A 26,187-nucleotide genomic window follows, 5' to 3' on the forward strand; every position below is an offset into this window, starting at 1 on the left:
CGAGGACAGGTCTGAAGATGAAAGCAGCAATACTGAACGCTGCCCCTGGTCGGCTCGAGTTCGAAGAACTCGACATCGACGTGGCCGGACCTCGAGAAGTTCGCATACGTACAGCAGCCGTCGGGCTGTGTCATACCGATCTGCACTACGTGGACGCGCTCTGGCGAACAGAACTTCCGGAGGTGCTCGGTCACGAGGCATCGGGCATCGTCGAATCGGTTGGGTCAGACGTCACGGCTGTAGCGCCTGGCGACCACGTCGTGACGTGCATGACAGCTTTTTGTGGCCGATGCCGATACTGCATTGCAGGTCGACTCACCCTCTGCTCCAATCATTCCCGCCTCCGCTCGCGGCCCCAGCCGGCGTTGACGACCAAGGCCGGGCGCGCAGTGGGACGAATGGGTGGCATCGGTGGATTCGCCGAACAGATGCTCGTGCACGAGAACAGCGTCGTCCGCGTCGACGATTCGGTACCTCTCGATCGCGCGAGTTTGCTCGGGTGCGCCACCATCACCGGCGTCGGGGCGGTCTGGCACAGTGCTCGCATCGAACCAGGGTCGTCGGTTGCCGTCATCGGTTGTGGAGGCGTGGGGCTTTCGGTAATTCAGGGCGCCCGGCTAGCCGGCGCGGCCCGGATCATCGCGATCGATGTGGACCAGCGAAGTATCGATCAGGCTCTTCGAGTCGGGGCGACTGCGTCAGTGAACGCGGCTGAGATCGAGCCCGTCGACGCCGTACGCGCGTTGTGTCCGGGTGGGGTGGACTACTCATTCGAGGCGATCGGCCGCAGAGTCACTGTCGAGCAGGCATTCTCGATGCTCGCTCCCGGCGGAGTGGCCACGGTCCTCGGCATGGTTCCTGATGACGAGCCGCTGCGGATCACAGCGTCGGAATTGTTTTTCCAGGAGAAGCGATTGCAAGGCTCCCTCCTCGGGTCGAACCAATTCCCGACCGATATTCCGCGATTGGCCGAGCTGTACGTCCAGGGCCGACTCGAACTCGACGAGATGATCTCGTTGCGAGTCCCCTTCGACGAGATCAACACAGGAATCGCAGCGCTTCGTGAAGGAGGGGTGAATCGTGTCGTCGTCGAATTCGCCTGAGCGTGCGCGTCGCCCATTGATCGGAGTGACCGGTCGGCGCTCGAGCGCGGAACGCCTGGCCGTCGAACCTCGGTACCGCCATCTCGAGTTCGACATGCACTACTCCGATTTTCCCACCCGGCTGTCGTCCGAAGGCGCCCTGGTCGTCCAAATTCCCTATGAGGCAAGCGGAATCGACCTGATTGAGCGGCTCGACGGAATAGTCATCTCTGGTGGGCAGGATGTTCACCCCGAAACACTGGGTATCGACGCCGCGCCCACCGACCCGGACAGTGACCCGCGTCGAGATGCGTATGAGATCGAATTAATATCGGGTGCAGTAGAACTCGGTACTCCACTGCTGGGTGTCTGTCGCGGGATGCAGATGCTGAATGTGGCATTGGGAGGCACGCTCGTGCCTGATCTTCCGACCATAGACATCAACCACAAGTCACCAGGACTGGGCATAGCCGAGGAGACCCACCCCGTACGGATCGCCACTGATTCGACGGTGTTCGAGATATACGGCGCACACGTAGAGGTCAACTCCTTGCACCACCAAGCAGTGGACCGGCTCGGCCCGGGCCTCACTCCCAGCGGGTGGGCTCCGGACGGTGTCGTCGAAGCGGTGGAGATGCGCGGGAGACCGATCGTCGGCGTCCAATGGCATCCGGAATGGCGCCGGAAGGACCCCGTCTTCGCTTGGTTGGTCCAGGTCGCTCTCGCGCGAAAGGAAGTGCTCGATGGAGTTGCATGAATACTCGGACATGGACGCCACGGATCTGAAAGGTCGACTCGACCGGAAAGAAGTAACCCCTGCTGAAGTGCGCGAAGCCGCACTAGCTGCAATCTCCCACGTCGATACGCACCTCGGTGCCACCGTCGGTCCTCCACTCGACCCACCACCGACGTATTCCACATCCGGTCCTTTCAGTGGAGTTCCGTTCGCGCTCAAAGATCTCCTGTGCACTGCGGCGGGGATAGCGAACGAGAACGGTAGCGCAGCAACCGCAGGCTATATCGCCACACGTGACTCCGATCTGATGGCTAGGTGGCGCGCTGCCGGACTGTCCGTGACCTGTCGCACTGCCACACCAGAATTCGGATTCAGCGCAACGACGGAATCGGCAGTGAACGGTCCTACCCGCAACCCCTGGAACCCACAGCGGGTCGCCGGTGGATCCAGCGGTGGCTCCGCGGCGCTCGTTGCCGCCGGGGCCTTGCCGTGGGCGCACGCCAACGACGCCGGCGGATCCATAAGAATCCCTGCCGCACTGTGCGGGGTGGTGGGACTCAAACCGACCCGCGGGCTCGTTCCACCCGGCCCGGATTCGGATGAACCGCTCTTCGGCCTCACGACTGAGTTCGCGGTCACCCGGACAGTTCGCGACGCCGCCGCGTTGATGGACGTAGTGCACGGCAGCGCACCGGGGGACCGGTACTTTCAGCCGCGTCGAAGCCCCGGCCACTACAGCCGAGCAGTCGGCCGGCGACCGAAAGGCCTCCGGATCGCTGTGTCGACCGAATCACCTGGCAGTCGTCACGCTGCGGACCCCGCCGTGACAGCCGAGGTGATGCGCATCGCGCGCTTGCTCGAACAGTTCGGCGGCCACGTCGAGATTGCGGCACCAGATGTTGACCCCGAACTGTTTCGGGATCTCAATCTCACTTTCTGGTCTGCGTCGATCGCAGAGTCCATGCGCGCACTGACCGGAGTACGCGCCATCGAGGACATGTACTCCTCGCTGGAGAGCTCGACTGCCGCCATGGTTCGTCACGGATTCACCGTGGAATGGGCGGACATCGCCCGCGCCCGCCGCTACCAGAATCACCTGACCCGTGGCACGGCGAGCTTCTTCGAATTCTTCGACCTCACTCTCACGCCCACCACACCGACGACCGCCTGGCACGTCGGCGAACTCGACTCCAACCGGCGGGGTATCACCGCCGGCGAGTGGGTGGACACCTTGGCGAAGTACTCGCCCTTTACTGCCATCTACAACGTCACGGGCCAACCGGCTATCTCCATCCCCACAGGAATGTGTGACGGACTGCCGATCGGAGTGCAGCTCGCCGCAGCTCCCGGCCGTGACGATCTGTTGCTTGCCGTGGCCGCGCAACTCGAGGAAGCCGTCCCATGGGCAGGCCGCGTCCCACCGATTCATGCCGGCAAGCCGCTCCTCCCAGAAACGGAAAAAATGCCGACCCTCTACTCGGAAACGGAACGCACATGAACACCCGCGAGGAATGGACACGATTCGCGACGTCAATCGAAGCGCCATCGGCTATGTGGCTGAACGGTCAATGGTTCAACGGTGACGGGAGTGAGCGCCACCATGTCTTATCCCCGCATGACGACACCGTCGTAACCAGTGTCCCGCTGGCCACTCACGCCGACGTCGACAGAGCCGTCGAAGGTGCTCGCGCGGCGTTTCTCGATGGCCGGTGGGCGAGGATCAGTGCGCGCGAGCGTGGTGCGGTACTGCAGCGGTGGGCAGAGCTCGTCTACGAGCACCGCGACGAACTCGCTGCGCTCATCACACTCGAGATGGGTAAGCCGATCCAGATGGCACGTGATATCGAGCTGCGCGCCGTCGAGAACACCTTCCGCTGGTATGGAGAACTGGCTGACAAACTCTACGACGAGTCGCCACGCGGCCTGATCGATGCGGTCGCGTTGGTGAGCCGTGAGCCGGTGGGGGTGGTCGCGGCGATCACCCCATGGAACTTCCCACTCACTCTCAGTAGTTGGAAAATCGCCCCTGCGTTGCTTGCAGGCAACAGCATGGTCATCAAGCCCGCTACACAGTCACCGTTGTCCTTGCTTCGCTTGGCTCAGCTGGGTTCGGCTGCAGGACTTCCCGACGGCGTGCTGCAAGTTGTCACAGGTAGCGGTGGACAGGCCGGAGCTGCCCTTGCTCGCCACAACGGCGTCGACTGTCTCACCTTCACCGGATCACCGGACGTCGGCAAACAGCTGCTGATCTACGCGGGTGAGTCGAATGCGAAACCCGTGCATCTCGAACTCGGCGGCAAGAGCCCACAGTTGGTATTCGCCGATGCTCCGGACCTCGCCGTTGCAGCGCGCACCGTGGCGTGGGCAATTACCTTCAACGCCGGACAGATGTGCACTGCAGGTGCTCGCTTGTTGGTCGAGGAAACGATCGCGGATCAATTCGTCGCCGAGGTCGTTTCGGAAATCAAGCGCTGCACTGTCGGTGACCCTTTCGATCCCGATACCCACATCGGGCCCGTCGCGAGTCGGGCGCATCGCGCGGACGTCCTCGAACACGCGAGAACTGCTCACACAGAAGGCGCAACGCTCGCCCACGGTTCGCTGCAGGAACGAGCAGGTTCGGGGGCGTACCTGGATCCGATCGTGTTCACCGATGTTCAGGCCGAGCACCGCCTGTTCCTCGAAGAAGTTTTCGGACCGATCCTCGCAGTCACCCGTTTCACTGACGACGCTGACGCCGTCAGGTTGGCTAACGCCACACCGTTCGGTCTCGGAGCGGGGGTGTGGACGTCGAATCTCACACGAGCCCATCGGCTCACGCGCGAAATCGACGCAGGTCTTGTCTGGGTGAACTGCTACGAGGAAGGGGATCTCTCCGTCCCCTTCGGCGGTCGCAAACTCTCAGGCCACAGTGTGGACAAGAGCATCCATGCACTCGACAAATTCACGTCGACGAAGTCGACGTGGATCCATCTCTGAACAAAGGCACAGCACATGTCATCACGGGTCAACGACGGCCACATCGCGATCATCGGAACCGGGTTTTCCGGGCTGTGCATGGCGATCGAACTGAAGAAGAAGGGCATCGACGACTTCGTCCTGTACGAACGCGCCGACGATGTCGGCGGAACCTGGCGCGACAACACATACCCAGGGGCAGCCTGCGATGTGCCCAGCGTGTTGTATTCCTACTCCTTCGCTCAGAACCCGAACTGGACCCGTATCTTCCCGCCATGGTCGGAACTGCTCGACTATCTCAGATCTGTTGCTGCGCAGTATGATTTGCTGCCGCACATCCGCTTCGGTGTCGAGGTCTCCGAAATGCGGTTCGACGAGGACCGGCTCCGGTGGAACATCCAGTTCGCATCCGGCGAATCAGTGACGGCGGCCGTTGTCGTCAACGGCTCAGGGGGCTTGAGTAATCCGTACATCCCGCAGCTACCCGGACTGGAATCATTCGAGGGTGCCGCATTCCACTCCGCCAAGTGGCGACATGACCTCGACATGTCGGGAAGGCGTGTCGCGGTGATAGGTTCCGGCGCCAGTGCGATCCAGTTCGTCCCCGAAATCGCCCCGCACACCGAGACCCTGCATGTGTTTCAGCGATCACCCAACTGGGTCATGCCACGTGGTGATGCCGCGCTGTCGCCCGCCACCCGCGAAAGATTCTCACGGCGTCCTTATCGTCAACGGTGGCTGCGATGGCGGACCTACTGGGCATTCGAAAAGCTCGCCAGCGCCTTCCTCGGAAATCGCAAACTCGTCGAACAGTACCGATCCCAGGCGCTCGCCAATCTTCAACAGCAAGTGCCGGATTCGGACTTGAGGCAGAAGGTCACCCCAGATTACGATCCCGGCTGTAAACGTCGCTTGATATCCGACGACTGGTACCCCGCGCTGCAACGGGAAAATGTGCACTTGAACACCTCGGGGGTTTCCGAGATCCGCCCGCATTCGATCATTGACTCAGAGGGAGCGGAACACGAAGTCGACACCCTGATCTTCGCGACGGGATTCCAGGCAACCAGCTTCCTGGCACCGATGAAAGTATTCGGCCGCGAAGGAGTCGAACTCTCCGACAGTTGGCGCGAGGGCGCCGCAACAAAGCTCGGGCTTGCATCCGCCGCGTTCCCGAACCTGTGGTTCCTCAACGGCCCGAATACCGGTCTCGGTCACAACTCGATCATCTTCATGATCGAAGCACAAGCCAGATACATCGCTTCGGCAGTGCAGTACATGCGCCGAAAGAGTATCTCTGCCCTCGAACTCGATCGCACCGTCCAGACAGGCAGCTACGCCGCCACCCAAGAACGCATGCGCCGAACTGTATGGGCATCGGGTGGCTGCGACAGCTGGTATCAATCCGCTGACGGTCGAATCGACACCCTGTGGCCGGCCAGCACAATCGAATACTGGTTGCGCACCAGGCTATTCCGCAAGTCCGACTTCCGTGCACTGACGACAGGCAAAGGATGAACAACATGGACGTATCAATACTCGGCACCGGCTTGATGGGAACAGCTCTCGCTCAGGCGCTCATACGCAGCGGGACAAAGGTGACGGTGTGGAATCGAACCGCCGACAGAGCGTTACCCCTCGCTGCGACTGGAGCTACAGTCGCCGAATCTCCACAATCTGCGATTGCGGCCAGCCCGCTAATCGTCATCAGTCTCCTGAACTACGAGATCGCCAAAGATGTCGTTACAGAAGCAGATTCGATTGCCGGAAAAATCATCGTCAACACCGCAACCGGTACGCCGGAGGAAGCGAACCAGTTCGCCGAGTGGATCGCAGGGCGAGGCGCTCGGTACCTCGACGGAGCCATAGCTGCATACCCGGAGGACATCGGAACCGAAAGTTCAGGGATCAACTATTCCGGAGACGAGGACGTGTGGGAGGACGTCCAGAGCCTTCTGACACCCATCGCCGCCCAATCACGATATGTCGGAGCCCGTCCCGGTGCCGCCAACGTGATCGACGCGGCCATGGCAGGCGCATTCTTCAACGTCGCGCTCGGTGCCTTCCACGAAGCAGCAGCGTACGTGCGGTCCGAGGACGTCGCGATCGCGGAGATGCGCCACAGTTTGCACCTGTGGACCGACAAACTTCTCGAACTCCTTCACGAAGCACTCAAAGCGTTCGAATCTGGAGAGTACGAGACCGATCAGGCAACCTTGAACGTATACGCAGCCGCAGTAGAAGCCTGGCAACAATCGATGCAGCGAGCAGGCCAACGCGCCGCTCTGATGACGGCGAATCTCGACAACTTGCAACGTGCATGCGCAGCCGGGCACGGGGACAAGGGCATCTTCGCCCAAATCGAAACACTCTCCGCCAACCCTCAATCCGCAATCTAAGGAGACATCAATGACAACCATGGCCAATCACCTCACCGCCCTGCCCTCGACAACAACAGTCGACGAGATCGTCGACGTGATCCACCGTGACGGCGGTGTCATCGTCGAAGATTTCCTCGACACCCCCCAGCTCGACGAGCTGCGCGCCCAACTTGGCCCCGTCCTTGAAAGCACCGGCTACGGAGAAGACGAATTCTTCGCCGGAACCCAAACGCGAAGAGCAGGAGGGCTGTTCGGTCGGATCGACCTCATGCCCCAGATCGCGCTCCACCCGCTCTACTACGGGGCCGCCAAGAAGATCCTTCAGGTGCCCCTGTCCGTCTGGGTCGGAGACGACCAGATCGAAATCACGCCTGATATCCAGATCGGTGTCACTCAGGCAATCGAAATCCACCCAGGGCAGGGTGCCCAGCGTCTCCATCGAGACGACACGAGCTTTCTGTGGCGCCACCCCGACTACGGACGCGAGGGCCGACTGCAGATCATGGTGGCGGTCAGCGATTTCACAGCAGAAAACGGCGGCACCCTCGTCATACCCGGAAGCCATCGGTGGGACGACCAACGAGGCCCGAAACAAGCCGAAGCGGCGCCGACCGTGATGCGGGCCGGTGCTGCCCTCATCTGGACCGGTTCTACGTACCACGGCGGTGGTAACAACTCGTCCGAGGCGCCACGGACCGGCTTGACGATGGCATTCGACCTCGCCTGCTTACGTCAGGAAGAGAACCAATACCTGTCAATCCCGCGTGAAAAACTGCTTGATCTTTCCGAAGAGGTACAGCGACTGCTCGGCTGGGGGTCCGGAGCGAACCTGATGGGTTACGTCGAACGGGGCGGTCAGATGATCGACGCACACGTTCTCCTCGAAAACGGCGCCGTCGAACTCCCGACTGCCCGCTGAACCCTCGATCCTGCACGTCGCTTGCCACCCGCAACCCAACTCGCACAGTAGTTTCTGGGTTTCGAATCGAGAAACATATCCGTCATGGGCATACTCCAGCTGATTCACCTTGACATCGTGTGTCTCAGGTCAGGACTAGGCAATTGCCTAGTCCTGATCAAGGGTGCAGTGTTCGTACCGCGTGAGCTACCGGTTCTTGAAGAACGAGACGTCGTCGTTGCCGATGAGGTCAGGGACCGTCCAGCCGTCGAGGTCGTATTCACTCAGACACTGCTCGGCCAGTCCCTTCATGGAACTTGCGTGTCCACGATTCTGGGCTGCGAACAGCAATTCCGCCTTGACGTTTTCGTGGTTGCCGGAGTAGTTGCGTTCGTAGAGCTCGTGGCGCCCGCCGAACTCGGTGCCGATCGAATCCCACAGAGCCTTCATGACTTTCACCCGGTCGACGGCGGTGATGCCGTCCGAACCACGAACGTACTTGTCGAGGTACGGACGCACGTCCGGGCTCTTGAAGTCGAGTGAACTCGAAGGCAGGTAGATCAGGCCCGACGCCACGTCCTGTTCGATGATCTCCTTGATCCGCGGGTACCCCTGGATCATGAACATTCGATAGGTGAGGCCGTACTCGAGCTTCGGGATCACCGAATCGCCGACCCACTGTTCGGGATCGCGTGCCATCGATTCGGTCAACGACCAGAAGAGGTTTCGCCACCCGATCACCTCGCCGACACGGGTCTGAACTCCGCGGAAGCCGCCGGCGCCGGTGGCTTCGAGTGCTTTCATCAACAGTCCGGCGATGAAGTCGAGCTTGACGGCCAGGCGAGTGCAGCCCTGAAAGGTGAAGCGCGGCAGGAAACCCGACTGAGGGAAGAATGCGTTGATCCGGTCGACGTCGCCGTACATGAAGACGTTCTCCCACGGAACCAGCACCTTGTCGAAGACGAAGATGGTGTCGTTCTCGTCCATGCGGCTCGACAGCGGGTAATCGAACGGACTGCCCATCACCGCAGCATGTTCGGTGTACGAGGTGCGGCAGATCAGCTTCACACCCGGAGCGTCCATCGGTACCGTGCAGATCAAGGCGAACTGCTTCTTCTTGATCGGCAGACCGTAGTGAGCGATGAAGTTGTAGTTCGTGATCGCCGATCCGGTGGCGACCACCTTGGCGCCGCTGACGATCAAACCGGCGTCGGTTTCCTTCTCCACCTTCATGAAGACGTCGCCGACTTCGTCCGGTGGAAGTTGGCGATCCACCGGGGGATTGATGATCGCGTGGTTCCAGTACAGAACCTTCTCCTGCGATTCGCGGTACCAGCGCTCGGCATTGTCCTGGAACGGTGCGTACAACTCTTTGTTGGCGTGGAGGGTTCCCAGGAAACTTGCCTTGTAGTCGGGGGAGCGGCCCATCCAGCCGTAGGTCATACGTGCCCACGTCGCGATGGCGTCGCGTTCCTTGAGTAGATCAGCCGACGACGTCGGAGTGCGGAAGAACGGCATGGTGACACCGCCGTTGCCCGTGTCCGTCGGAACGGTCAAGGCGTCCACGTGCTCGCCCGTGTGCAGAGCGTCGTACAGCCTTGCGGTCATGCGGATCGGATTCCGGAACGCGGGGTGCGTCGTGACGTCCTTGACGCGATCACCGTGAAGCCAGATCTCGCGACCGTCCTGCAGGCTCGAGATGTACTCGTCACCCGTCATCGGCCGGGTGGCGAAGTTCTTCGTGCGGTTGGCTTCGCTGTCGGCGGCCGGATTGACCTGTGGCGCTCCGGAATCTGCGGGGTCGACGCCGGTGGGAGGAATTTCGGTGGTCGTCATGGCAAAGCCTTTCAGATCGTTTGGGGTGCGGGCTGAAGATGAATCGGGGTGAAGGAAGTGGTGGCGTCGAACCATCCGCTGTGGGGGTCGTCCTGACTGCCGTTCCAGACTGTGGTCGACGAGGTGGCGCCTAGGTCGTGAAAAGTGCTTCGGTAGAACAGAAGCGGATCCTTGCCACTCGACTGCGCATCGACGATCTCACCGATGAAGATGATGTGGTCACCACCGTCGTACTCCTTCCACGGGACGCACGAGATAGTTGCTGCGGCGCCGTCGAGCAGGGGAGCGGTCGGCCCGTCGATCCACTTCGGTTCGGTGCGCTGCGGTCGGCCGGCAAAATGCATGGCCGTGTCCACTTGGTCGGCGGCAAGGATGTTGACGGCAAACGGCGCGTTGCCGAGGTAGCCGCACGCTTTGGACTTTCGCGTCATCGTGATCTGGCACAGGCGTGGTTCCAGGGAGATTGCCGTGAATGCGGTGACCGTGGCCCCATGTGGCTGACCGTCGGCGTTGGTGCAGGTGATGACGGTGACGCCGCTGGCGAATTGGCCGAAGATGCCTCGAAGCTGATTTTGTTCCATGACCGGACCTCCTTGTCGGATGGCTGGTGAGTGAGGGTGCCGCGAAGTGCGGGAGGCGGAGGTGCTGGACGACTCGCGCCGGGAGTGAAGACGAACGTACGGCGAGCGCGGCGTTCGGTCGATCCGTACAGCGCGGTGTCTATCCGGATTGCGCACCCGATCGAAGTCTGTATCCGTTTCCTCTTGGAAGTGACCGGGGACACAGTGTTCAATGATGTTCAGCGCTCATGCTCGGCAATGTGGCTGGTCACGGGTTTGGAAGGTGAAGAAGGGCGATGGTCGACTCCATGATCGGTACAGCTCCCCGCGACTGGGACGAGGCGTGTGATGCGGTTTCGGACGCCTATTTTCCGCACACGCTCACGCCGTTGTCACGGCACGCGGCCAGCGGCGTCGGGGTGTGCACCGCCGAGTTGGGTCCACTGCGGATCGCTCATATTCGATGGGGAGCAGACGTCGCGGTCGAATCCGAGCATCCCGGTGCCTACGGGGTGAACATCCCGCTCTCGGGCGAGCTCGAGTCGGTGTTCGCGGGCTCGCACGTGCTCTCGACGGAGGGCGTTGCGACGGTGTGTCCGCCCGACATCACCACAAGAATCACGCGGTGGAGCGCGGACTGCGAAATTGTCGGAGTCCGGATGGACCGTCAGTACCTCGACCGCGAGATGGAGAAGGTACTTGGCCGGCCCGGAATGCACTTGCCTGATCAGGTGGATCTTCGGGGAGACGACGGAGCCAGATGGCTGAAATTTGTTCGCTCACTGTCGGATCAGATACTCGGCCCGGTCGGCGTGCTGCACAACGAACTGGTGGCAGCTCAGCTCTCCGGTGCCGTGGTCACGGCATTCGTCCTCGCTGCAATGCCCGAAAGTGAGGACGCGGTGCGACATGCCAGGCCACGCATCGTCAAGCGGGTGCTCGACGAGATGCACGACGACCCGGCCCGCGTGTGGACCGCAGCAGAGATGGCCGAGGTGGCGGGCGTCAGCGTACGGAGATTGCAGGAGGGATTTCGGCAGTACGTGGGCCGGAGTCCGTCGGAATGCCTGCTCGACATCCGCCTCGGGCGGGTCCACGCAGATCTGGTGGATGCCGACGACTCGACGACGGTCACCGATGTCGCTGTGAGATGGGGTTTTACGCACACCGGACGATTCGCGTCGTCTTTTCGGCGTAAGTACGGTGTGTTGCCTTCCGAAGTATTGAGAAGTTAGCTCCGGTACCCCATGTCCGCGCTGAGCTGATTCGCCTTCTCGACAAGGAAAGGCGCGACGTCGGTGCGGAAAGCTTCCGGGGTTGTCCTGCCTGCCGAGGTCGAACACGCTGCCACGCCGACGACGCTTCCGCCGGCGTCGCGGACGGGGGCGGCGAGGGAAATCAGGCCGTCTTCCAGTTCCTCGGACGTGAGTGCGTAACCCTGCTCACGCACCACTCGAAGTGCGGTGTGGAATGCGCCTTCGTCGGTGATCGTGGTGGGTGTGAGGGCGTCGAACGTGGAGTTCGCGATGACGTTGTCGACGATTTCGGTTGGCGCCCAGGCTAGCAGGGCGCGGCCCATGGAGGTCGCATATGCAGGCACTCTGGTACCGACGCTGACGTTGATGCTCATGATCCGGCGTACGGGTACTCGCGCGGCGTAGACCACGTCGACGCCGTCGAGGACCCCGAGCGACGCCGACTCGTGGGTGTGTTCTGCGATCTCCAACAGGCGGGGGAGCGCCGCCTCGGTCAAGGCATGTGATGCCGAGAAGTGCTGCCCGATGCTCAGAACGCGTGGGGTGAGCGACCACCGACTGTTGTTGCCGGTGACGTATCCGAGTTTCTGCAGGGTGAGGAGGATACGTCGGACCGCGGGGCGGGAGAGCCCCGTTTCGGCGGCAAGATCTGCGAGCGACGGGTTGGGGTTCTTCTCGTCGAAGGCCATCAGCACAGCGAATCCACGCTCGATGCTCTGGATGTAATCGCGATCGTTCTCGCTCACGAAATGACCTTTCATCTGCAGGTATGTCTGATCAGTGCCCTCGAAGGTTGACAAACCCTGTGACTGGGCGCACAGTACAAGCGTACGCAGAGCGTAACAGATGTACGCAGAGCGTACAACCAGACTTGGGAAGCCGACTCAGCCCAGCAGTACGGCACCCACCCGGTAACAGCCACATACGGCCCCGAGGAGGACCACATGACCACTTCCGAGAGCCCCACCGCTGTAGGTTCGGGCACGGCCGCCACCGACAAGTTCCTCCAGGAACGAGTCAGCGCGGACACCCCGCCCGAGCGCGTCTCGGCCATCGCCAAGGACGTGCTCGAGGCACTTGCCGGCGTCATCGACAAGCACGGCATCACCTACCCCGAGTACCGCGTACTCAAGCAGTGGCTCATCGACATCGGCCAGTTCGGCGAGTGGCCCCTGTGGCTGGACGTCTTCCTCGAGCACAACGTCGAGGAGGTTGCGTACCGCGGCCAGCACGGCACCAAGGGAAGCATCGAGGGCCCCTACTACGTCGCCGACGCCAAGACGTTGCCATCCAAGTGTGAACTTCCGATGCGTGACAACGAGGTTGGATCGAAGCTGGTCTTCGAGGGCCAGGTTCGCGATCTCGACGGCAAGGGGTTGGGCGGTGCAACCGTCGAACTCTGGCACGCGGACGACGAAGGCTACTACTCCCATTTCGCGCCGCACATCCCCGACGGCAACCTCCGCGGAACGATCGTCGCCGACGACGAGGGACGCTTCGAGATCACCACGATTCAGCCTGCGCCGTACCAGATCCCGACCGACGGCCCCACCGGCTGGTTCATCGAGAAGGCCGGCTGGCACCCGTGGCGTCCGGCTCACCTGCACCTCATGGTGAAGGCTCCCGGTAAGCGCACGATCACTACCCAGCTCTATTTCAAGGACGGTGAGTGGATCGAGAACGACGTGGCAACTGCCACGAAGCCCGAACTGATTCTCGATCCGAAGCCGGGTGCCGATGGAATCAACCGGGTCACGTACGACTTCGTGCTCGACCCGGCCTGATCCACAACTGTTCGAAAGAAAGTGATTTGATGACAGACCTGTCGATCGTCTCCATCGAGACGACCATCCTCGACGTTCCGCTGGTTCGCCCCCACAAGTTCGCCACCACGTCGATGACGGCGCAGCCGTTGTTGCTGGTCGCGATTCGCACATCCGACGGTGTTATCGGATATGGCGAAGGTGTCGTTCCGGGCGGTCCGTGGTGGGGCGGCGAATCGGTGGAGACGATGCAGGTCATCATCGAGAAGTACATCGCGCCGGTGGTGGTCGGCAGGCGCGTGGATCAGATCACCGCGATCATGGCCGACATCGAAAAAGTTGTTGCCAATGCACGATTCGCGAAGGCCGCCGTCGACGTGGCGTTGCACGACGCCTGGGCACGTAGCCTGGGAGTCCCCGTGCACACGCTCCTCGGCGGGGCTTTCCGCGAGAGTGTCGACGTCACGTGGGCACTGGGTGCTGCGCCGGCGGACGAGATCATCGAAGAAGCTCACGAAAAGCTCGAATCCCGGCTCAATTTCACCTTCAAACTGAAAATGGGAGCACTCGACCCGGCGGTCGACGTCGCGCGCATCGTCAGCATCGCGCAGGCGCTCGACGGCCACGCCGGCGTCCGCGTCGACGTCAACGCGCGGTGGGATCGCTTCACGGCGCTGCGGTACCTGCCACAACTCGCAGACGGTGGAGTCGAACTGATCGAACAGCCCACTCCGGCAGACCAAATCGAGGTCCTCGCCGAACTCAGCAGGCTACTACCGATTCCGATCATGGCCGACGAGAGTGTGCAGACCCCACACGACGCTCTCGAAATCGCCCGCCGGAGCGCCGCCGATGTCATCGCCCTCAAGACCACCAAGTGTGGTGGCCTCCAGCGCAGCCGCGACATCGTCGCAATTGCCAAGGCCGCCGGTATCGCGTGCCACGGTGCGACGTCCATCGAGGGTCCGATCGGTACCGCGGCTTCGTTGCACTTCGCGTGCGCTGAGCCCGGAATCAACTTCGGAACAGAGCTTTTCGGCCCACTGCTCTTCAGCGAAGAGTTGCTTCAGGAACCCCTGAAGTATTCCGAGGGTCAGTTGCACCTCCCCGCCGGACCTGGCCTGGGAGTCGAACTGAACATGGACGCCGTCAAAACCTGGACCAGGAACTAGAGGATAGAAGAACATGGCACTCTTTCACGTTCGAATGGACGTCGATATTCCACGCGATCTGGATCCGGCAGTTCGCGCCGAGACCGTCGCAACGGAAAAGGAGTACTCACAAGACCTTCAGCGCCAGGGAAAGTGGGTGCATCTGTGGCGAATAGTGGGACAGTTCAGCAACATCAGCATCTTCGACGTCGAGTCGGCTGACGAACTCCATGACATTCTCTGGAATCTCCCCTTGTTCCCGTACATGACCATCGAGGTCATGCCGTTGACGCAGCACGGATCTTCGATCAAGTAGAGCCTGCGCGGGCGGGCGGGTCAGCGTATTCCGTCGCGGCGCAATGCGACGGACACTGCGGCAGAGCGGGTTTCGACGCCGAGCTTGGCGTAGATGTGCCCAAGATGGGTTTTCACCGTCGCTTCGCTGATGAAGAGTGCCTTACCCAGCTCGCGGTTGGTCATCCCCTCGGCGAGCAGGCTGAGCAGTTCGGACTCACGGGCGGTGAGCGCTTCCTGTGGGCGCTGCATCTGCTGGACAAGACGAGAGGCCACAGTGGGAGAGAGAACGCTGCGCCCGGCTACCGCGCCGCGCACCGCGCCGAAGATCTCGTCGGGCGTTGAGTCCTTGAGTAGGTAACCGATGGCACCGGCGTCCACGGCCCGCACGACGTCGGCGTCGGTGTCATACGTCGTGAAAACCAGTACGGGAACATCGACACCGTCGCTTCGCAGGCGTTTGATCGCTTCTGCACCGTGCATGCCGGTGCCCATGTCCAGATCCATCATCACCAGATCCGGTGAGGCCGACGGTATCGCCGTGGCCGCCCCCTCACCGGACGATGCTTCGCCGACTACTTCGACGTCCGGCTGAGTGTTCAGCAGCGCTCTCAGCCCGGCTCGCACGACCAGATGATCGTCGACGAGGAACACGCGAATGGTGGTGGTCACCGGATCCTCCGTTCGAGAGGGAACTGGGCCGCGACGACGGTGCCGTCTCCCGGTGCACTTTCCACGGTGAACGATCCGCCGAGCTGTGCGATGCGACTTCGCATCGCACGTAGGCCGTATCCACCGTACCGAGAATGGTCGGCGAGCTTTCCCGGATCGAAGCCGACGCCGTCGTCGAAGATGTCCACGGAGACGGAGTCGTCGAGATACGTGATCGTCACGCCCGCCGTTTCGGCGCGAGCGTGGCGGGCGATGTTGGAGGACGCGCTCGAGACCACTCGCACGATGGCATGAGCTACGTCCGAGGGCAAGATGACGGCTTCACCGACGGTGCGGATCCGAACGGTCGGGACGAACTGGCGGGCGGCGGCCACGACCAAGGCGTCGAAGTCGCCCGTACCGCCCTTGGCCGGTGCCAGATCGTGGACGAGGTCGCGACTCTGCATCAAGCTCGTTCGGATGTTCTCTGCTGCGGCATCGACATCGGCTCGAGACGGCGAACCCGTTGTATTCCAAGTTTGTTCGGCTGCCTCGAGTCGTAGAAGAGCGCTCGCCAGTCCCTGAGTAACGGTGTCGTGGATTTCGCGCGCGAGGCGCTCTCGCTCAGCGGCAACGCCGGCAGCACGTTCGGTATCTGCCAATGCAGATTGCGCTTCTGCTACCTGACGTAGAAGCCGAAGGCGTTCTCGGGCATATCGTTCCATCTGCCCGTACGCTGCCGCGACCAGTGCCGCGGTGCACAGAGGTCCGAGCAGTGTCACCAATTCGGCACGACCGGTGACTCGGTAGAACGCGATTCCGGCGAGGACGCCCAGGATCCCGACGAGGGGGTAGGCGATCTTGCTCGGGTACAGACGAATACAGAGGAAGAGAACGGGGAACGCACACCACGCGAAACTCGGCGCAAGCCAGACCAGCGCTGCCCAGGTGCTCAGTACCGGCCACATCCACAGTCGTTGGCGAACCACATCTCGCGAGGACACCGTAGCCATGACGGCGTAGAGCAAGGCGAGGACCACGGCCAGGACGAGTACCACCCCGAACCGACCGCTGGTCCCGTGGACTGTGACGTACCGGACTCCTGACGTGGACAGCAGTACGAAGAACGACGCGTGGATCGCATATGCCAACGGGCCGCGCAGGCCGAGTTCGGCGTCGGCGTTCATGGCTCCGTTACTCATCCCTCGAATATTACGGAGGGTGCCAGGCCGTCGTATCAACCATTCGGATGATATCTGCACAACCAGACGGGGCACGGTTCGTCACCCGAGCGCCCGATGCGCGACCCCTCCCCAGGACGCGACGCTGTAGTGGACGGTTTCGAACCATTCGACTGAAAGTGTGCCCGACATGAAACACCGCATTTACACACGACTTCCCCGTACGCTCGCTGTCGCCGTTCCGGTTGTCGCAATCCTTGCCAGCGCCGCGTGCTCGACCACCGACACACCGGTGGCGAACGCATCGAGCACGACGTCGATTTCTGCCACGCAGCAGCCTGCTGCGACCGGCGATTCGGCGATTGTCACTCAGAATCGACTCAGCGCCGACGCAGCAGTGAAGGCTGCTGGTGCGGCCCTGGCAAAATGCCGGGCGGACGGGCTCGGATTTGTCACCGTCTCCGTCGTCGACCGTGCGGGAAATGTCATCGCCATGGTGCGCGGCGACAACGCAGCCCAGCACACGGTGGAGGCCTCACGTGAGAAGGCGTACACCTCTGCAGCTTTCGGAGCCGACACCAGTGACCTCTCGCAGCGTACCAAAGGCGAGGGATCGACCATCGCCGACCTCCCTGGCACTCTCTTCCTTGCAGGTGGAGTCACTGTGAAGGCTGGATCCGCGTCGATCGCCGGCATCGGTGTCGGTGGTGCACCGGACGGAATGCAGGACCAAGCGTGTGCTGCAGCAGGTCGTGATGCGATCGCTTCGTCACTCGGCTGAGTGAGCGCATTCAGCGTGCTTCGTGAATTGTGCTTTTCGCCACCTGGATTCGCTCGGCACGACAGTTGTCCGATTGTTGCGATGACCTCGACTTTGTAACACCGGAGCCCCCGGAAAGGGACAAACACGTCGACAGTGGAACCGACGATGCACTTACCGAAGCGAGTTTCTTGATGCGCAGTTTCGGGGAAAGACACAACCTTGCAGAGAATCAGATTCAGGTTGCCCGAACGCAATACACGGCGGGCGCGGGTGCTCGTAGCGGCGTTGTTGTCGATATTCCTCCTCGGCGGCATGTTCGGTCCGACCGCCGCGAGCGCTACTCCGGCGCACACGGCGCCATGGGGTGGTTACGACGAGTTGTGGGTCCCGTCTTCGATGGGAAACGTCAAGGTTCAGGTGCAGTGGGCCGCGCGGGGCGGCAACGCCGCGTTGTACCTACTTGACGGTCTTCGCGCGCAAAACGACAGGAATGCTTGGAGTTTCGAAACCAACGCACTCGATCAGTACCGCAACGACAACATCACGTTGGTGATGCCGGTCGGCGGTGAGTCGAGTTTCTACACGGACTGGTACGCGCCGTCCAATTTCAATGCTCAGCCCATAACGTACAGGTGGGAAACATTTCTCACACGCGAGCTTCCGGACTTCCTTGCAGGGTATGGTGTTTCACCAACCAACAATGCGATCATCGGGTTGTCGATGGGCGGCAGTGCCGCGTTGAACCTGGCGGGGCATCATCGGGATCAGTTCAAGTTCGCGGGCTCGCTGTCCGGCTACATCAATATCTCGGGCCCGGGTATGCGTGAGGCGATCCGCGTAGCCATGTTCGACGCCGGCCGGTACAACGTCGATTCGATGTGGGGCCCGCCGTGGTCATCCGGGTGGCTTCGCAACGACCCGTTCGTCAACGCGGAATCGCTTCGCGGACTGTCGATGTACATTTCGTCGTCCAACGGCATCCCGGGACCGTACGATCATCCGTCTGCGCCGATCGATTACTTCCACACGGCGACGGGTATGGGGCTGGAGGCGCTCTCGTGGGTGCATGCGCGTGCATTCGAGATTCGTCTGAAATCCATGGGAATCCCAGCGACGTACAGCTTTCCGCCCGCCGGGATTCACTCCTGGCCGTATTGGTCTGCTGAATTGTGGATGGCCAGAGGACAAATTCTCGACACCATGAACGCCTGGTGACGCAGATGTGAGGATCTCTCCGGACTGGCGTATGCGTCAAGTCCGGAGAGATCTCGCTCAGAAGGTGATGATTCCGCGGAGGTTGCGACCGGCATGCATGTCGGCGAAACCGTCGTTGATCTGGTCGAGGCTGTACCGGTTGGTGATGAGTCCGTCGAGTTCGAGCTTGCCGCTGGTATAGAGATCGATCATCCAGGGAATGTCGGCGGTGGGATTGGATGCGCCGAACAAGGATCCTTGAATTCTCTTCTGGTACAAGGTGAGTTCCATCAGGCTCACGGGAATGCCGATGTCCGTCATCTTCCCGAGACCGGTGACGACGCAAGTTCCTGCCTTGCGGATTGACGAGAACGCCTGCGCGACATGTTCTCCGGTGGTGACGCCGACGGTGACGATGGCGGAATCCGCGCCCTGGCCGTTGGTGAACGAGCGCGCGATGTCCGTGGCTTCCTCCATGGTGGCCACGGCATGGGTCGCCCCCAATTTCAATGCACTGTCGCGCTTGAACGCAACCGGGTCCACCGCGATCACGTGGGCGGCGCCGGCATGCGAGGCGCCCTGTACCGCGTTGATTCCGATTCCGCCGACTCCCATGACGATGACGGTCTGCCCGGGGTACACCTGAGCGGAGTTGACCGCGGCGCCCCAACCGGTTCCGACGCCGCAGCCGAGCAGACACAAAGCGTCGAGCGGCAGGTGCTTGTCGACTTTCACGGCCGAGAGAGTGCTGACCGTGGTGTATTCACTGAAGGTGGACAGGCCGCAGGTTTGTGCGACTGGATGACCGTCGAGAGACATTCTGTAACTGGAGGTTTCGCCGGGCCTGCTGCCGGTCATGATGGCAGCACCGTTGTCGCAGAGGTTCTGGATTCCGCTTGCGCACCAACGGCAGCGGCCGCAGGCGGCGAGGAACGAGAACACGACATGATCGCCCTCGGACCATCCTTCGGTGTTCGGCCCGACCTCGACGACGATTCCGGCGCCTTCGTGTCCGCCGCAGATGGGATAGCGGCCGACTCCGTGGTCGCCGCTGGCGATGTGATCGTCCGAGTGGCACAGGCCGGAGGCGACCATCTTGACAGCGAGTTCGCCGCTGCGGGGTGAATCGAGTTCGAGGTCGACCACCTCGTATGTGCCTGGTGCTTGGCGAATGACGGCTCCACGAGTGCGCAAGTTGTCTCCTGAGGTGAGAGTTGTTCTTCGGCTACCTCAGTTGTCTACTCGAGAGTTCAGGACGGGCTCGAGGCCCATCTCACTGATCGGACGTTTCGTATTTTTCGGATTCGTCCGGGGTTCGTCCCAAGATGGCGAGTTGCAGTTCGGTGAGCAGTCGTGTGTCCGGCTCGTCCAACGAAATGCCCATGATCTGTTCAGCGCGCCGAATGCGGTAGCGCAGCGTGTTCGGATGTACTTTCAGAGACGAGGCGGCCTTCTTCACATCCCCGAAAGCTGTCAGGTAGGCCGTGAGCGTGAACTGCATGTCAGAGGTGTTCTTGTCGTCGTACGAGACGAGTCTGTCGATACGAGGGTCTCGCAATCGCTCGTGATCAGCAACGAGGTCGAGTATCTCGCCCAGCAATACCGCGGTGCGTGACGCAGCGAGTGTGGTCACCTTCGAGGTTTCGTGATCATCGGTGGTATCGAGCACGCGGTCCACCTCTCGACGCGCCTCGGGTACGCCGTGCAACCGCGCGATCGGGACCGCGACTGCGGCGCGCACGCTGATGCCCGCACGGTCCTCGACTACTCGCACGGTGTCGTAAGCCCAGTCGCTGACAGCGACCTCGTGGTCGGCCTGAGGGAACAATACGTAGATCCGGTTGTCGATGATCGTCGTGACCGCGTCGCTGCGGAATGCGCTGGCGCGCAGGCGCAAGGCGTTGGTGATTCGATCGAGATTCGATCCGGGCGAGAGTGATGTCGCAAATCCGATGACCGCAGACGGTCCGTCGGTGTTGATGCCGAAAGAACCGGCCAGCGAGTGCATGTCGACCCCACCGGAGCGAACACCGAACAGCCTTTGCACTTGGGCATTCTCGCGGCTGGAGGCGTCCAAGGTACGCATGAGAATGCGTGCGGCGACCGCCGCTGCACCCCGCAATACCGCTTGGGCGTCGTGGGAAAGAGGTCCAGAGGCGCGCTGCACCCAGATGCTGCCGAGATTGTGTTGGTGTGCAACAGAACCCGTCGGCGCTGACAGGTCCGGGCGGGTGATGCTCACAGCCAGCCTCTGCGCGGCTCCGATGCTCGGCTCGGAGGGCAGACTGATGACCTCGTCCGATCGCCTGAGATGCTCGAACACGCCTCTGCTCTCTATCCATTCGGTGTATTCGATCGGCCACTCCCGGCCGAGTATGGAGAGCTGACGGAGTTCGTCTTCGCCTTCGTGAGCAGAGGAATATGCGATGACATGGAGTGCCGTGTCGTCGATCGTCACGAGTCCGCTAGTCAATTCGGCGATCGTTTCCGAGAGCGCGAACAGATCCGAATCACCACCGGCCACAGCTCCTGCGACGGCCCGCGAACGGTACATGCTCTGTGTCAGAAGCCGTAGTACGAGCGAATAGACGTGCCCGGAACTAGCCTGCGGATGTACCGCGGCCACTGCGATCCCGATGTTACGTGCGGCGGTGAGAACCGTCGTCGCCTCGCGCGCATTCTTGACGAGCAGAAGCTTCGGGCGACGCCTCGCCGGCCTGCCTTCGAACTTTCGCAGCCACTGCGTCAACGTCGATTCGGGCACCCCTACGGGGAGGTAGATGTCGGAGATCGCACCACGGCTGTCGGTGCCGTCGATATCGGAGGACTCGACGAGGGCGATCGAACGGATTTCGACATCGAGTCCATCCGGGCTTTCCAGAAGTTCGATCACGGACTTGTCCGTGGAATGCATGAGGGCGCCGAGGGTGGTGCCGACACTCGGCCCGTTATTCCTCGGACCTGTCGACGCTTGCGGGAGGGCTACAGAAAGTGGCTGCACATTTGCTCCTCGGCCGGTGGGTCATTACAGGCTAACCCCGACAGACGAAATGCAGAATAAGGAAATAGGGGACAAATTTATTCGTCAGGCATGGTGATGCCGAGTTCCTGCACCTTTTCGGCGACTGCCTCTGGAAAAACGTTCTTGAACAGATAAAGGTCTTGTCCGATCACCCAACCAGGTGCCAACGCCGTCGCATATCGCTCGAAGTATCCGAGTTGTTTACCGAAAAGAACCAATTCCTCGGGACTCGCAACACCCCACTGCTTGCCCAACTGAATCAGTGCCATGATCAATTCACTGAGCTTGAGTTCACCGAGGTCACGGCCGAGAATCGGGGCCAGGGCCGTTGCGACCTGCATGCCGAGCTGATCGTCGTCGACTTCGTAGTCGGTTGCATATCCCAAGGATCGAATTCCGCGGGCGACACGGGCGAAATCACCGTCGATGAGGGTGGCTCGGAACATGTCGGAAAGGATGGATCTCCATGTCTCGGGAAGGACGCCGACGATGCCGAAGTCGAGCATCGCTATCCGGCCGTCGTCGAGGACCCACAAATTTCCCGCATGGACATCTCCGTGGAACGGACCGTGAACGATGACTGATTCGAGCCAGACCTTCACTCCGCGCCGGATCAGCATGCGGGCTTCGTCGATGCCGTCCGGACCGGCGACGAACCGATCCAGTGGAACGCCGCGCATGCGTTCCATACAGATGACGCGGGGACCACAGTAGTCCCAGTACACCTCCGGTGTCGTGACTCCTTTGTTGTCACCGAATGCGCTGATGTTGTTCCGGAATGTGGTTTGCCGGTCGGCCTCGACCGCGCTGTTCAATTCCGTCATCGTTGCATTGTGCAGATCGCGAATGATGGCGGTGGCATTGGCAATTCGAAGGAACTCGACAAACTTCTCGAGGATGTTCGCACCCCAGTACGCCGCCCGCAGGTCGATCAGCATCCGCGCATAGATGTCCGGACGCTGGATCTTGATGACGGCTTCGCGGCCATCGTGCAGAACGCACGCGTGTACCTGCGCTACCGACGCGGCCGCGAGAGGTACGTCGTCGAATTTCGCGAACAGGTCGTCTACGGAGTATCCGAGGTCCTCGTGTACGACGCTTCTGGCCTGCTCGGCAGGAAATGACGGAACGTCGTCGAGGCAACGTAGGCATGCATTGGCGACGGGGGCCGGGAACAGGCCGGACGACGACGCGACCAGTTGACCGAGCTTGACGAAGGTGGGACCCAGAGCGATGAAGCCGTCGACCATCCCGTCAGAGGCAGCGTCAGCCCACGTGCGTCCACGCTTGCGGAAAGGCCACACGATCAGTGCCAGCATGATCGACGTCGACAACACGACGGCGATGATCGCGGAACGCCACAACTGGGCGAGGCCGAAGCGTTCGAGGTCCGGCATGTGGACTTCGAGGGCAGTGGCGGGCACTCCTGACGAGTACGGCCCGACAGGTCGCGTTGGATCCAGCACAGCTCTCCCTCGTTCTACGAGCGCATCCAGCATTTTGCCGTGAGATCACTTACGCGACCCCTTCCGTTAGTCAGTATGCCAAGTCACACATAACTGCCGGAACCGCCTACGCGTTCAGCCTACGATCGGTGAATGCGTGAGCACTTGATCCCGATCGGCGAGGTTGCAAAATCGTTCGGAATTGCGGCGTCGACCTTGCGCTACTACGAGGATGAAGGACTGCTGTCCGCGCGGTCGCGAACTGGCGGCAAACGCTGGTACGGGCAGCGTGAGCTGCGCCGGCTGGCATTGATCCGGATGTACACCGAGACGGGAATGTCCTTGGAACAGGTGCGGTCCTTCATCGAAACCGACACCACGTCCGACCAGTTCTCGACGGTTCTCGCAGATCAAGTGTCGACACTCGAGGCACAGATCGCCGCTGCTACGCGAGCGAAACTGATCCTCGAGCATCACCTGACGTGTCGGCAAGAGCGTCCGATGCAGTGCCCGTGGTTGCTCGAGCAGCTCGACATACGCGTCGAAGCGGCCCTTGACTTCAAGTTGACTTGAACCTCCATAGTTAGGGCGCACTTACCGCCCTATTCGGAGGTTGACCATGTCGGCACGACGATGGCTGCCGCTCATCGCCGCATGCATCGGAACTTTCCTGTTACTGACGTACGCCACCATCACGACAATCGCAGTGCCGGCCATCGCAGTCGGTTTGGACGGCAGTACGGGCGCGATGTCCTGGGTCGTCGACGCCTACACGCTGGCTCTTGCCGCGCTTCTGGTGGGCATGGGCGCACTCGGCGATGCATGGGGACGTAAACGCCTCTACATCTGCGGACTGGTCGTGTTCCTGGTTGCAACGGCCGTGTGCGCGATTGCTCCGGACGTCACGGTTCTGGTCGTTGCTCGCGGCGCGCAAGGAATTGCCGGTGCGGCGATGTTCGCGACGCTCCTGCCTCTGCTCGGCGACGCATATTCGGGCCGCGATCGTCACGTCGCCTTTGCCGCGTGGGGCGCCGTCGCTGGATTGGCGGCGGGAATCGGGAACGTTGCAGGAGGGCTGCTGACGCAGTTCTTCGACTGGCGTGCGGTTTTCTATTTCGGAATCCCCGTGGCCGCAGTAGCGCTCGCAATGGCTGTGTTCTGTTTCGCCGACAGTGAGCGCGGCGACGACAACATCGACTGGGCCGGAATCGTTTTGTTCACCCTCGCTGCCGTTGCCGCGGTTCTCGGCGTGACGTGGGGCGGCGACATCGGGTGGGCTTCGTCGTCGACAGTCCTTGCCTTCCTGATCGCAATCGGTGCGCTGACGGCGTTTGTGTCCTGGCAGCGTCGAGGCAGCAGTCCGATGCTCGATCCGGCATTGTTCCGATCCCTGAAATTCGACGGCGTCCTCGTCGCTGCGTTCGGGTACTACCTCGCGGCCTACGGCCCGCTCGTAGTCCTTTCACTGTGGCTGCAGAACGGGCTGGAACTGTCGGCATCGGCGGCCGCACTCGTGCTCTCGATTCAACCGCTCGCTTTTGTCTTCGTGTCGGCGCTGTGTGGATCACGGCTTCAGCGAGTCGACCTTCGACTGTCGCTCGGATTCGGGACGGTTCTCTGCGGAATCGGTTGCGTGGCCATGCTGTACGTTCTCGCCGAGCCGGTCTGGCCCGCGCTGATCGCCGGGCTGATTCTGACCGGTGTCGGTTCCGCGATGGTGTCGCCGGTGCTGCCGGGTGCCGCGATGTCGGACGCCCCGGCAGAGCGCGCCGGGACGGCTTCGGCGACAGCCAACTCGTCGCGTCAATTCGGGCTTGCCGTCGGAATTGCGTTGTGCGGCTCGCTCTTCGTCGGTCCGGACGAGTTCGCCTTGCTGTGGCCGTTGGTCTTCTGTGCCGGCGTCGGAATGCTCACAGGTTTTACATCGATCCTTCTCTTTTCTCGTTCGTCAACTCCTGCAACAGTTCAACCAATCGCCGAAAGGGCACACACATGACCAGGCTGTTCACTCCACGACCGCACCGGCGTATCGAGATGGACTGGAATCGCCGCAGGTTCCTCGGCGCTGCAGCAGGATTGGCTGCTGCGCTGGCAGCGGCCGGTTGCTCGCGTTCGGACGCAGACGCCGGGGGCGAAGGCGATGCAGGCTGGTCCTTCACCGATGATCGCGGCAACCTGATCGAATTGGATTCACCGCCAAGGACATTTGTCACCTACACCGGTATTGCGGGTGCTCTCTGGGATTACGGACTGGTGGCTGTCGGTGTTTTCGGGGCGCTGACACGATCACCGGGATCAACGGACACCAGCATCTCCGGCAACTTGGATTTCTCGAAGACCGACATGGTCGGGCAGCTCTGGGGACAAGTGGAACTCGAGAAGATCGCTGCGCTGGAGCCGGACGTCGTCATCGTCCCTCAGTTGCGTGGTTCGGCACTACTAGACGAGGCGAACTTGGATGCGGTGAAAGGCTTGTCGACAGTACTGTTCGTGGAAACGGCAGCAGGAACCATCGACCGAACCGTGCAAGAGATCGTGGAACTGGCCGTGGAACTCGGAGCGGACCAGGATATGGAGGCTCAGCGAAAAGACTACGACGCAGCGCGTGCGCGGATCTCCGAAGTTGCTTCTTCGCTGAATAATTCACAGGTTTTGTTCGCGTCCGCAGATCCGGACACGATTCGTGTCAGTCTTTCGGGATTCCCGATCCTCGCAGACCTGGCGGGTCTGGGCCTTGCCGTCGTCGATCCGGCCGAGGGATCGTCGGTCTACGTCGAGAAACTGGCTTGGGAGATGGCGGACCACTATCCGGCCGACATGATCTTCCTCGACGATCGCCCGTCCAGTTTGCAACTGGATACGCTCGGAACCAATCCTGCGTGGTCCAACTTGCCCGCGGTGAAGGCGGGGAAGATCGGGACCTGGAATCCGGAACCCGTGCTCAGTTATGCCGGGATCGCCCGTACGTACAACAATCTGGCTGACCAGCTGCTGGCATTCTCACATTCCTGACCGC

The 26,187-nt window shown here is 61.6% G+C and carries 24 protein-coding genes; 16 read left to right on the forward strand and 8 right to left on the reverse strand.

Annotation, left to right across the window (positions count from 1 at the left end; genetic code table 11):
• Positions 1-17: 17 nt before the first annotated feature.
• Genes H351_RS06130 through H351_RS06160 form a run of 7 tightly spaced genes read left to right on the forward strand, consistent with a single transcriptional unit; the run spans position 18 to position 8,076 of the window.
• Positions 18-1,103: a Zn-dependent alcohol dehydrogenase gene (locus H351_RS06130; RefSeq protein WP_029256442.1), complete on the forward strand. Its 1,086-nt coding sequence runs from the start codon at positions 18-20 to the stop codon at positions 1,101-1,103.
• Positions 1,081-1,839, forward strand: a complete 759-nt coding sequence (locus tag H351_RS06135; RefSeq protein WP_029256441.1) for a gamma-glutamyl-gamma-aminobutyrate hydrolase family protein — start codon at positions 1,081-1,083, stop codon at positions 1,837-1,839. Before H351_RS06130 ends, H351_RS06135 begins: the two co-directional genes overlap by 23 nt.
• Positions 1,826-3,316, forward strand: a complete 1,491-nt coding sequence (locus tag H351_RS06140; RefSeq protein WP_244891449.1) for an amidase — start codon at positions 1,826-1,828, stop codon at positions 3,314-3,316. The genes H351_RS06135 and H351_RS06140 overlap by 14 nt, the downstream gene beginning before the upstream one ends.
• Positions 3,313-4,797, forward strand: a complete 1,485-nt coding sequence (locus tag H351_RS06145) for an aldehyde dehydrogenase family protein (protein WP_019745636.1) — start codon at positions 3,313-3,315, stop codon at positions 4,795-4,797. Before H351_RS06140 ends, H351_RS06145 begins: the two co-directional genes overlap by 4 nt.
• A gap of 15 nt (positions 4,798-4,812) precedes the next feature.
• Complete coding sequence (locus tag H351_RS06150; RefSeq protein WP_029256439.1) at positions 4,813-6,294, forward strand: flavin-containing monooxygenase; 1,482 nt, start codon at positions 4,813-4,815, stop codon at positions 6,292-6,294.
• A 5-nt stretch (positions 6,295-6,299) separates the two neighbouring features.
• Entirely contained in the window at positions 6,300-7,175 is an 876-nt protein-coding gene (locus H351_RS06155; protein WP_037120596.1) for an NAD(P)-dependent oxidoreductase, read from the forward strand.
• Positions 7,176-7,185: 10 nt separating this feature from the next.
• Positions 7,186-8,076 (forward strand): phytanoyl-CoA dioxygenase family protein, encoded by an 891-nt coding sequence (locus H351_RS06160; RefSeq protein WP_020971037.1) that lies wholly within the window; start codon positions 7,186-7,188, stop codon positions 8,074-8,076.
• A gap of 186 nt (positions 8,077-8,262) precedes the next feature.
• Here the strand turns inward: H351_RS06160 and H351_RS06165 are convergent, their stop codons facing one another.
• Positions 8,263-9,891 (reverse strand): 4-hydroxyphenylacetate 3-hydroxylase family protein, encoded by a 1,629-nt coding sequence (locus tag H351_RS06165; protein WP_020971036.1) that lies wholly within the window; start codon positions 9,889-9,891, stop codon positions 8,263-8,265.
• Between the two features lie 11 nt (positions 9,892-9,902).
• Positions 9,903-10,472 carry a flavin reductase family protein gene (locus H351_RS06170; protein WP_019745631.1) on the reverse strand — a complete coding sequence of 190 codons (570 nt, stop codon included), beginning with the start codon at positions 10,470-10,472 and terminating at the stop codon, positions 9,903-9,905.
• 275 nt (positions 10,473-10,747) lie between these two features.
• Here H351_RS06170 and H351_RS06175 point away from each other — a divergent pair, with 275 nt between their 5' ends.
• Positions 10,748-11,686: an AraC family transcriptional regulator gene (locus tag H351_RS06175; RefSeq protein WP_020909386.1), complete on the forward strand. Its 939-nt coding sequence runs from the start codon at positions 10,748-10,750 to the stop codon at positions 11,684-11,686.
• Here H351_RS06175 and H351_RS06180 read toward each other — a convergent pair.
• Complete coding sequence (locus H351_RS06180; RefSeq protein WP_037120593.1) at positions 11,683-12,453, reverse strand: IclR family transcriptional regulator; 771 nt, start codon at positions 12,451-12,453, stop codon at positions 11,683-11,685. The genes H351_RS06175 and H351_RS06180 overlap by 4 nt on opposite strands.
• Before the next feature lie 198 nt (positions 12,454-12,651).
• Between H351_RS06180 and catA the strand changes: the two genes are divergently transcribed.
• The 3 genes from catA to catC are packed head-to-tail and all read left to right on the forward strand — an operon-like array spanning position 12,652 to position 14,937.
• Complete coding sequence (gene catA / locus H351_RS06185; RefSeq protein ID WP_029256437.1) at positions 12,652-13,491, forward strand: catechol 1,2-dioxygenase; 840 nt, start codon at positions 12,652-12,654, stop codon at positions 13,489-13,491.
• Positions 13,492-13,520: 29 nt separating this feature from the next.
• The gene (locus tag H351_RS06190) at positions 13,521-14,642 is read left to right on the forward strand and encodes a muconate/chloromuconate family cycloisomerase (protein ID WP_029256436.1); all 1,122 of its coding nucleotides are present in this window, start codon (positions 13,521-13,523) and stop codon (positions 14,640-14,642) included.
• A gap of 13 nt (positions 14,643-14,655) precedes the next feature.
• A complete protein-coding gene (catC, locus tag H351_RS06195) occupies positions 14,656-14,937 on the forward strand; it encodes a muconolactone Delta-isomerase (RefSeq protein ID WP_029256435.1) in 282 nt (93 codons plus the stop codon).
• 20 nt (positions 14,938-14,957) lie between these two features.
• Here the strand turns inward: catC and H351_RS06200 are convergent, their stop codons facing one another.
• Both H351_RS06200 and H351_RS06205 read right to left on the reverse strand, forming a co-directional pair.
• Complete coding sequence (locus H351_RS06200; RefSeq protein WP_020909383.1) at positions 14,958-15,587, reverse strand: response regulator; 630 nt, start codon at positions 15,585-15,587, stop codon at positions 14,958-14,960.
• The gene (locus tag H351_RS06205; RefSeq protein ID WP_029256434.1) at positions 15,584-16,753 is read right to left on the reverse strand and encodes a sensor histidine kinase; all 1,170 of its coding nucleotides are present in this window, start codon (positions 16,751-16,753) and stop codon (positions 15,584-15,586) included. Before H351_RS06205 ends, H351_RS06200 begins: the two co-directional genes overlap by 4 nt.
• Positions 16,754-16,937: 184 nt before the next feature.
• Here H351_RS06205 and H351_RS06210 point away from each other — a divergent pair, with 184 nt between their 5' ends.
• Entirely contained in the window at positions 16,938-17,528 is a 591-nt protein-coding gene (locus H351_RS06210; RefSeq protein ID WP_029256433.1) for a GlcG/HbpS family heme-binding protein, read from the forward strand.
• A gap of 201 nt (positions 17,529-17,729) precedes the next feature.
• Positions 17,730-18,725: an alpha/beta hydrolase gene (locus H351_RS06215; protein WP_029256432.1), complete on the forward strand. Its 996-nt coding sequence runs from the start codon at positions 17,730-17,732 to the stop codon at positions 18,723-18,725.
• 57 nt (positions 18,726-18,782) lie between these two features.
• Here the strand turns inward: H351_RS06215 and H351_RS06220 are convergent, their stop codons facing one another.
• From H351_RS06220 to H351_RS06230, 3 genes are all read right to left on the reverse strand, one after another.
• Complete coding sequence (locus tag H351_RS06220) at positions 18,783-19,898, reverse strand: NDMA-dependent alcohol dehydrogenase (protein WP_029256431.1); 1,116 nt, start codon at positions 19,896-19,898, stop codon at positions 18,783-18,785.
• Positions 19,899-19,977: 79 nt separating this feature from the next.
• The gene (locus tag H351_RS06225) at positions 19,978-21,705 is read right to left on the reverse strand and encodes a PucR family transcriptional regulator (protein WP_244891450.1); all 1,728 of its coding nucleotides are present in this window, start codon (positions 21,703-21,705) and stop codon (positions 19,978-19,980) included.
• 77 nt (positions 21,706-21,782) lie between these two features.
• Positions 21,783-23,192, reverse strand: a complete 1,410-nt coding sequence (locus tag H351_RS06230) for an ABC1 kinase family protein (RefSeq protein ID WP_019745620.1) — start codon at positions 23,190-23,192, stop codon at positions 21,783-21,785.
• 132 nt (positions 23,193-23,324) lie between these two features.
• On the opposite strand from H351_RS06230, the gene H351_RS06235 reads away from it, so the two are divergent.
• From H351_RS06235 to H351_RS06245, 3 genes are read left to right on the forward strand one after another with little or no spacing between them, the layout of a single operon-like run.
• The gene (locus H351_RS06235) at positions 23,325-23,744 is read left to right on the forward strand and encodes a MerR family transcriptional regulator (RefSeq protein ID WP_007729752.1); all 420 of its coding nucleotides are present in this window, start codon (positions 23,325-23,327) and stop codon (positions 23,742-23,744) included.
• Between the two features lie 46 nt (positions 23,745-23,790).
• Complete coding sequence (locus H351_RS06240; RefSeq protein ID WP_029256429.1) at positions 23,791-25,167, forward strand: MFS transporter; 1,377 nt, start codon at positions 23,791-23,793, stop codon at positions 25,165-25,167.
• On the forward strand, positions 25,164-26,183 hold the full coding sequence (locus tag H351_RS06245) for an ABC transporter substrate-binding protein (protein ID WP_021331795.1): 1,020 nt from the start codon (positions 25,164-25,166) through the stop codon (positions 26,181-26,183). Before H351_RS06240 ends, H351_RS06245 begins: the two co-directional genes overlap by 4 nt.
• The last annotated feature ends 4 nt before the right edge of the window (positions 26,184-26,187 follow it).

It is taken from the genome of Rhodococcus erythropolis R138 (assembly GCF_000696675.2).
In the GTDB taxonomy this organism is placed as follows: domain Bacteria; phylum Actinomycetota; class Actinomycetes; order Mycobacteriales; family Mycobacteriaceae; genus Rhodococcus_F; species Rhodococcus_F erythropolis.

Excerpts from the sequence above, each read along its gene's own strand:
- H351_RS06130 (WP_029256442.1), top strand. The coding sequence starts at position 18 with ATGAAAGCAGCAATACTGAACGCTGCCCCTGGTCGGCTCGAGTTCGAA.
- H351_RS06140 (WP_244891449.1), top strand. The coding sequence starts at position 1,826 with ATGGAGTTGCATGAATACTCGGACATGGACGCCACGGATCTGAAAGGT.
- H351_RS06145 (WP_019745636.1), top strand. The coding sequence starts at position 3,313 with ATGAACACCCGCGAGGAATGGACACGATTCGCGACGTCAATCGAAGCG.
- H351_RS06150 (WP_029256439.1), top strand. The coding sequence starts at position 4,813 with ATGTCATCACGGGTCAACGACGGCCACATCGCGATCATCGGAACCGGG.
- H351_RS06155 (WP_037120596.1), top strand. The coding sequence starts at position 6,300 with ATGGACGTATCAATACTCGGCACCGGCTTGATGGGAACAGCTCTCGCT.
- H351_RS06160 (WP_020971037.1), top strand. The coding sequence starts at position 7,186 with ATGACAACCATGGCCAATCACCTCACCGCCCTGCCCTCGACAACAACA.
- H351_RS06165 (WP_020971036.1), bottom strand. The coding sequence starts at position 9,891 with ATGACGACCACCGAAATTCCTCCCACCGGCGTCGACCCCGCAGATTCC.
- H351_RS06170 (WP_019745631.1), bottom strand. The coding sequence starts at position 10,472 with ATGGAACAAAATCAGCTTCGAGGCATCTTCGGCCAATTCGCCAGCGGC.
- H351_RS06175 (WP_020909386.1), top strand. The coding sequence starts at position 10,748 with ATGGTCGACTCCATGATCGGTACAGCTCCCCGCGACTGGGACGAGGCG.
- catA (WP_029256437.1), top strand. The coding sequence starts at position 12,652 with ATGACCACTTCCGAGAGCCCCACCGCTGTAGGTTCGGGCACGGCCGCC.
- H351_RS06190 (WP_029256436.1), top strand. The coding sequence starts at position 13,521 with ATGACAGACCTGTCGATCGTCTCCATCGAGACGACCATCCTCGACGTT.
- catC (WP_029256435.1), top strand. The coding sequence starts at position 14,656 with ATGGCACTCTTTCACGTTCGAATGGACGTCGATATTCCACGCGATCTG.
- H351_RS06205 (WP_029256434.1), bottom strand. The coding sequence starts at position 16,753 with ATGAACGCCGACGCCGAACTCGGCCTGCGCGGCCCGTTGGCATATGCG.
- H351_RS06210 (WP_029256433.1), top strand. The coding sequence starts at position 16,938 with ATGAAACACCGCATTTACACACGACTTCCCCGTACGCTCGCTGTCGCC.
- H351_RS06235 (WP_007729752.1), top strand. The coding sequence starts at position 23,325 with ATGCGTGAGCACTTGATCCCGATCGGCGAGGTTGCAAAATCGTTCGGA.
- H351_RS06240 (WP_029256429.1), top strand. The coding sequence starts at position 23,791 with ATGTCGGCACGACGATGGCTGCCGCTCATCGCCGCATGCATCGGAACT.
- H351_RS06245 (WP_021331795.1), top strand. The coding sequence starts at position 25,164 with ATGACCAGGCTGTTCACTCCACGACCGCACCGGCGTATCGAGATGGAC.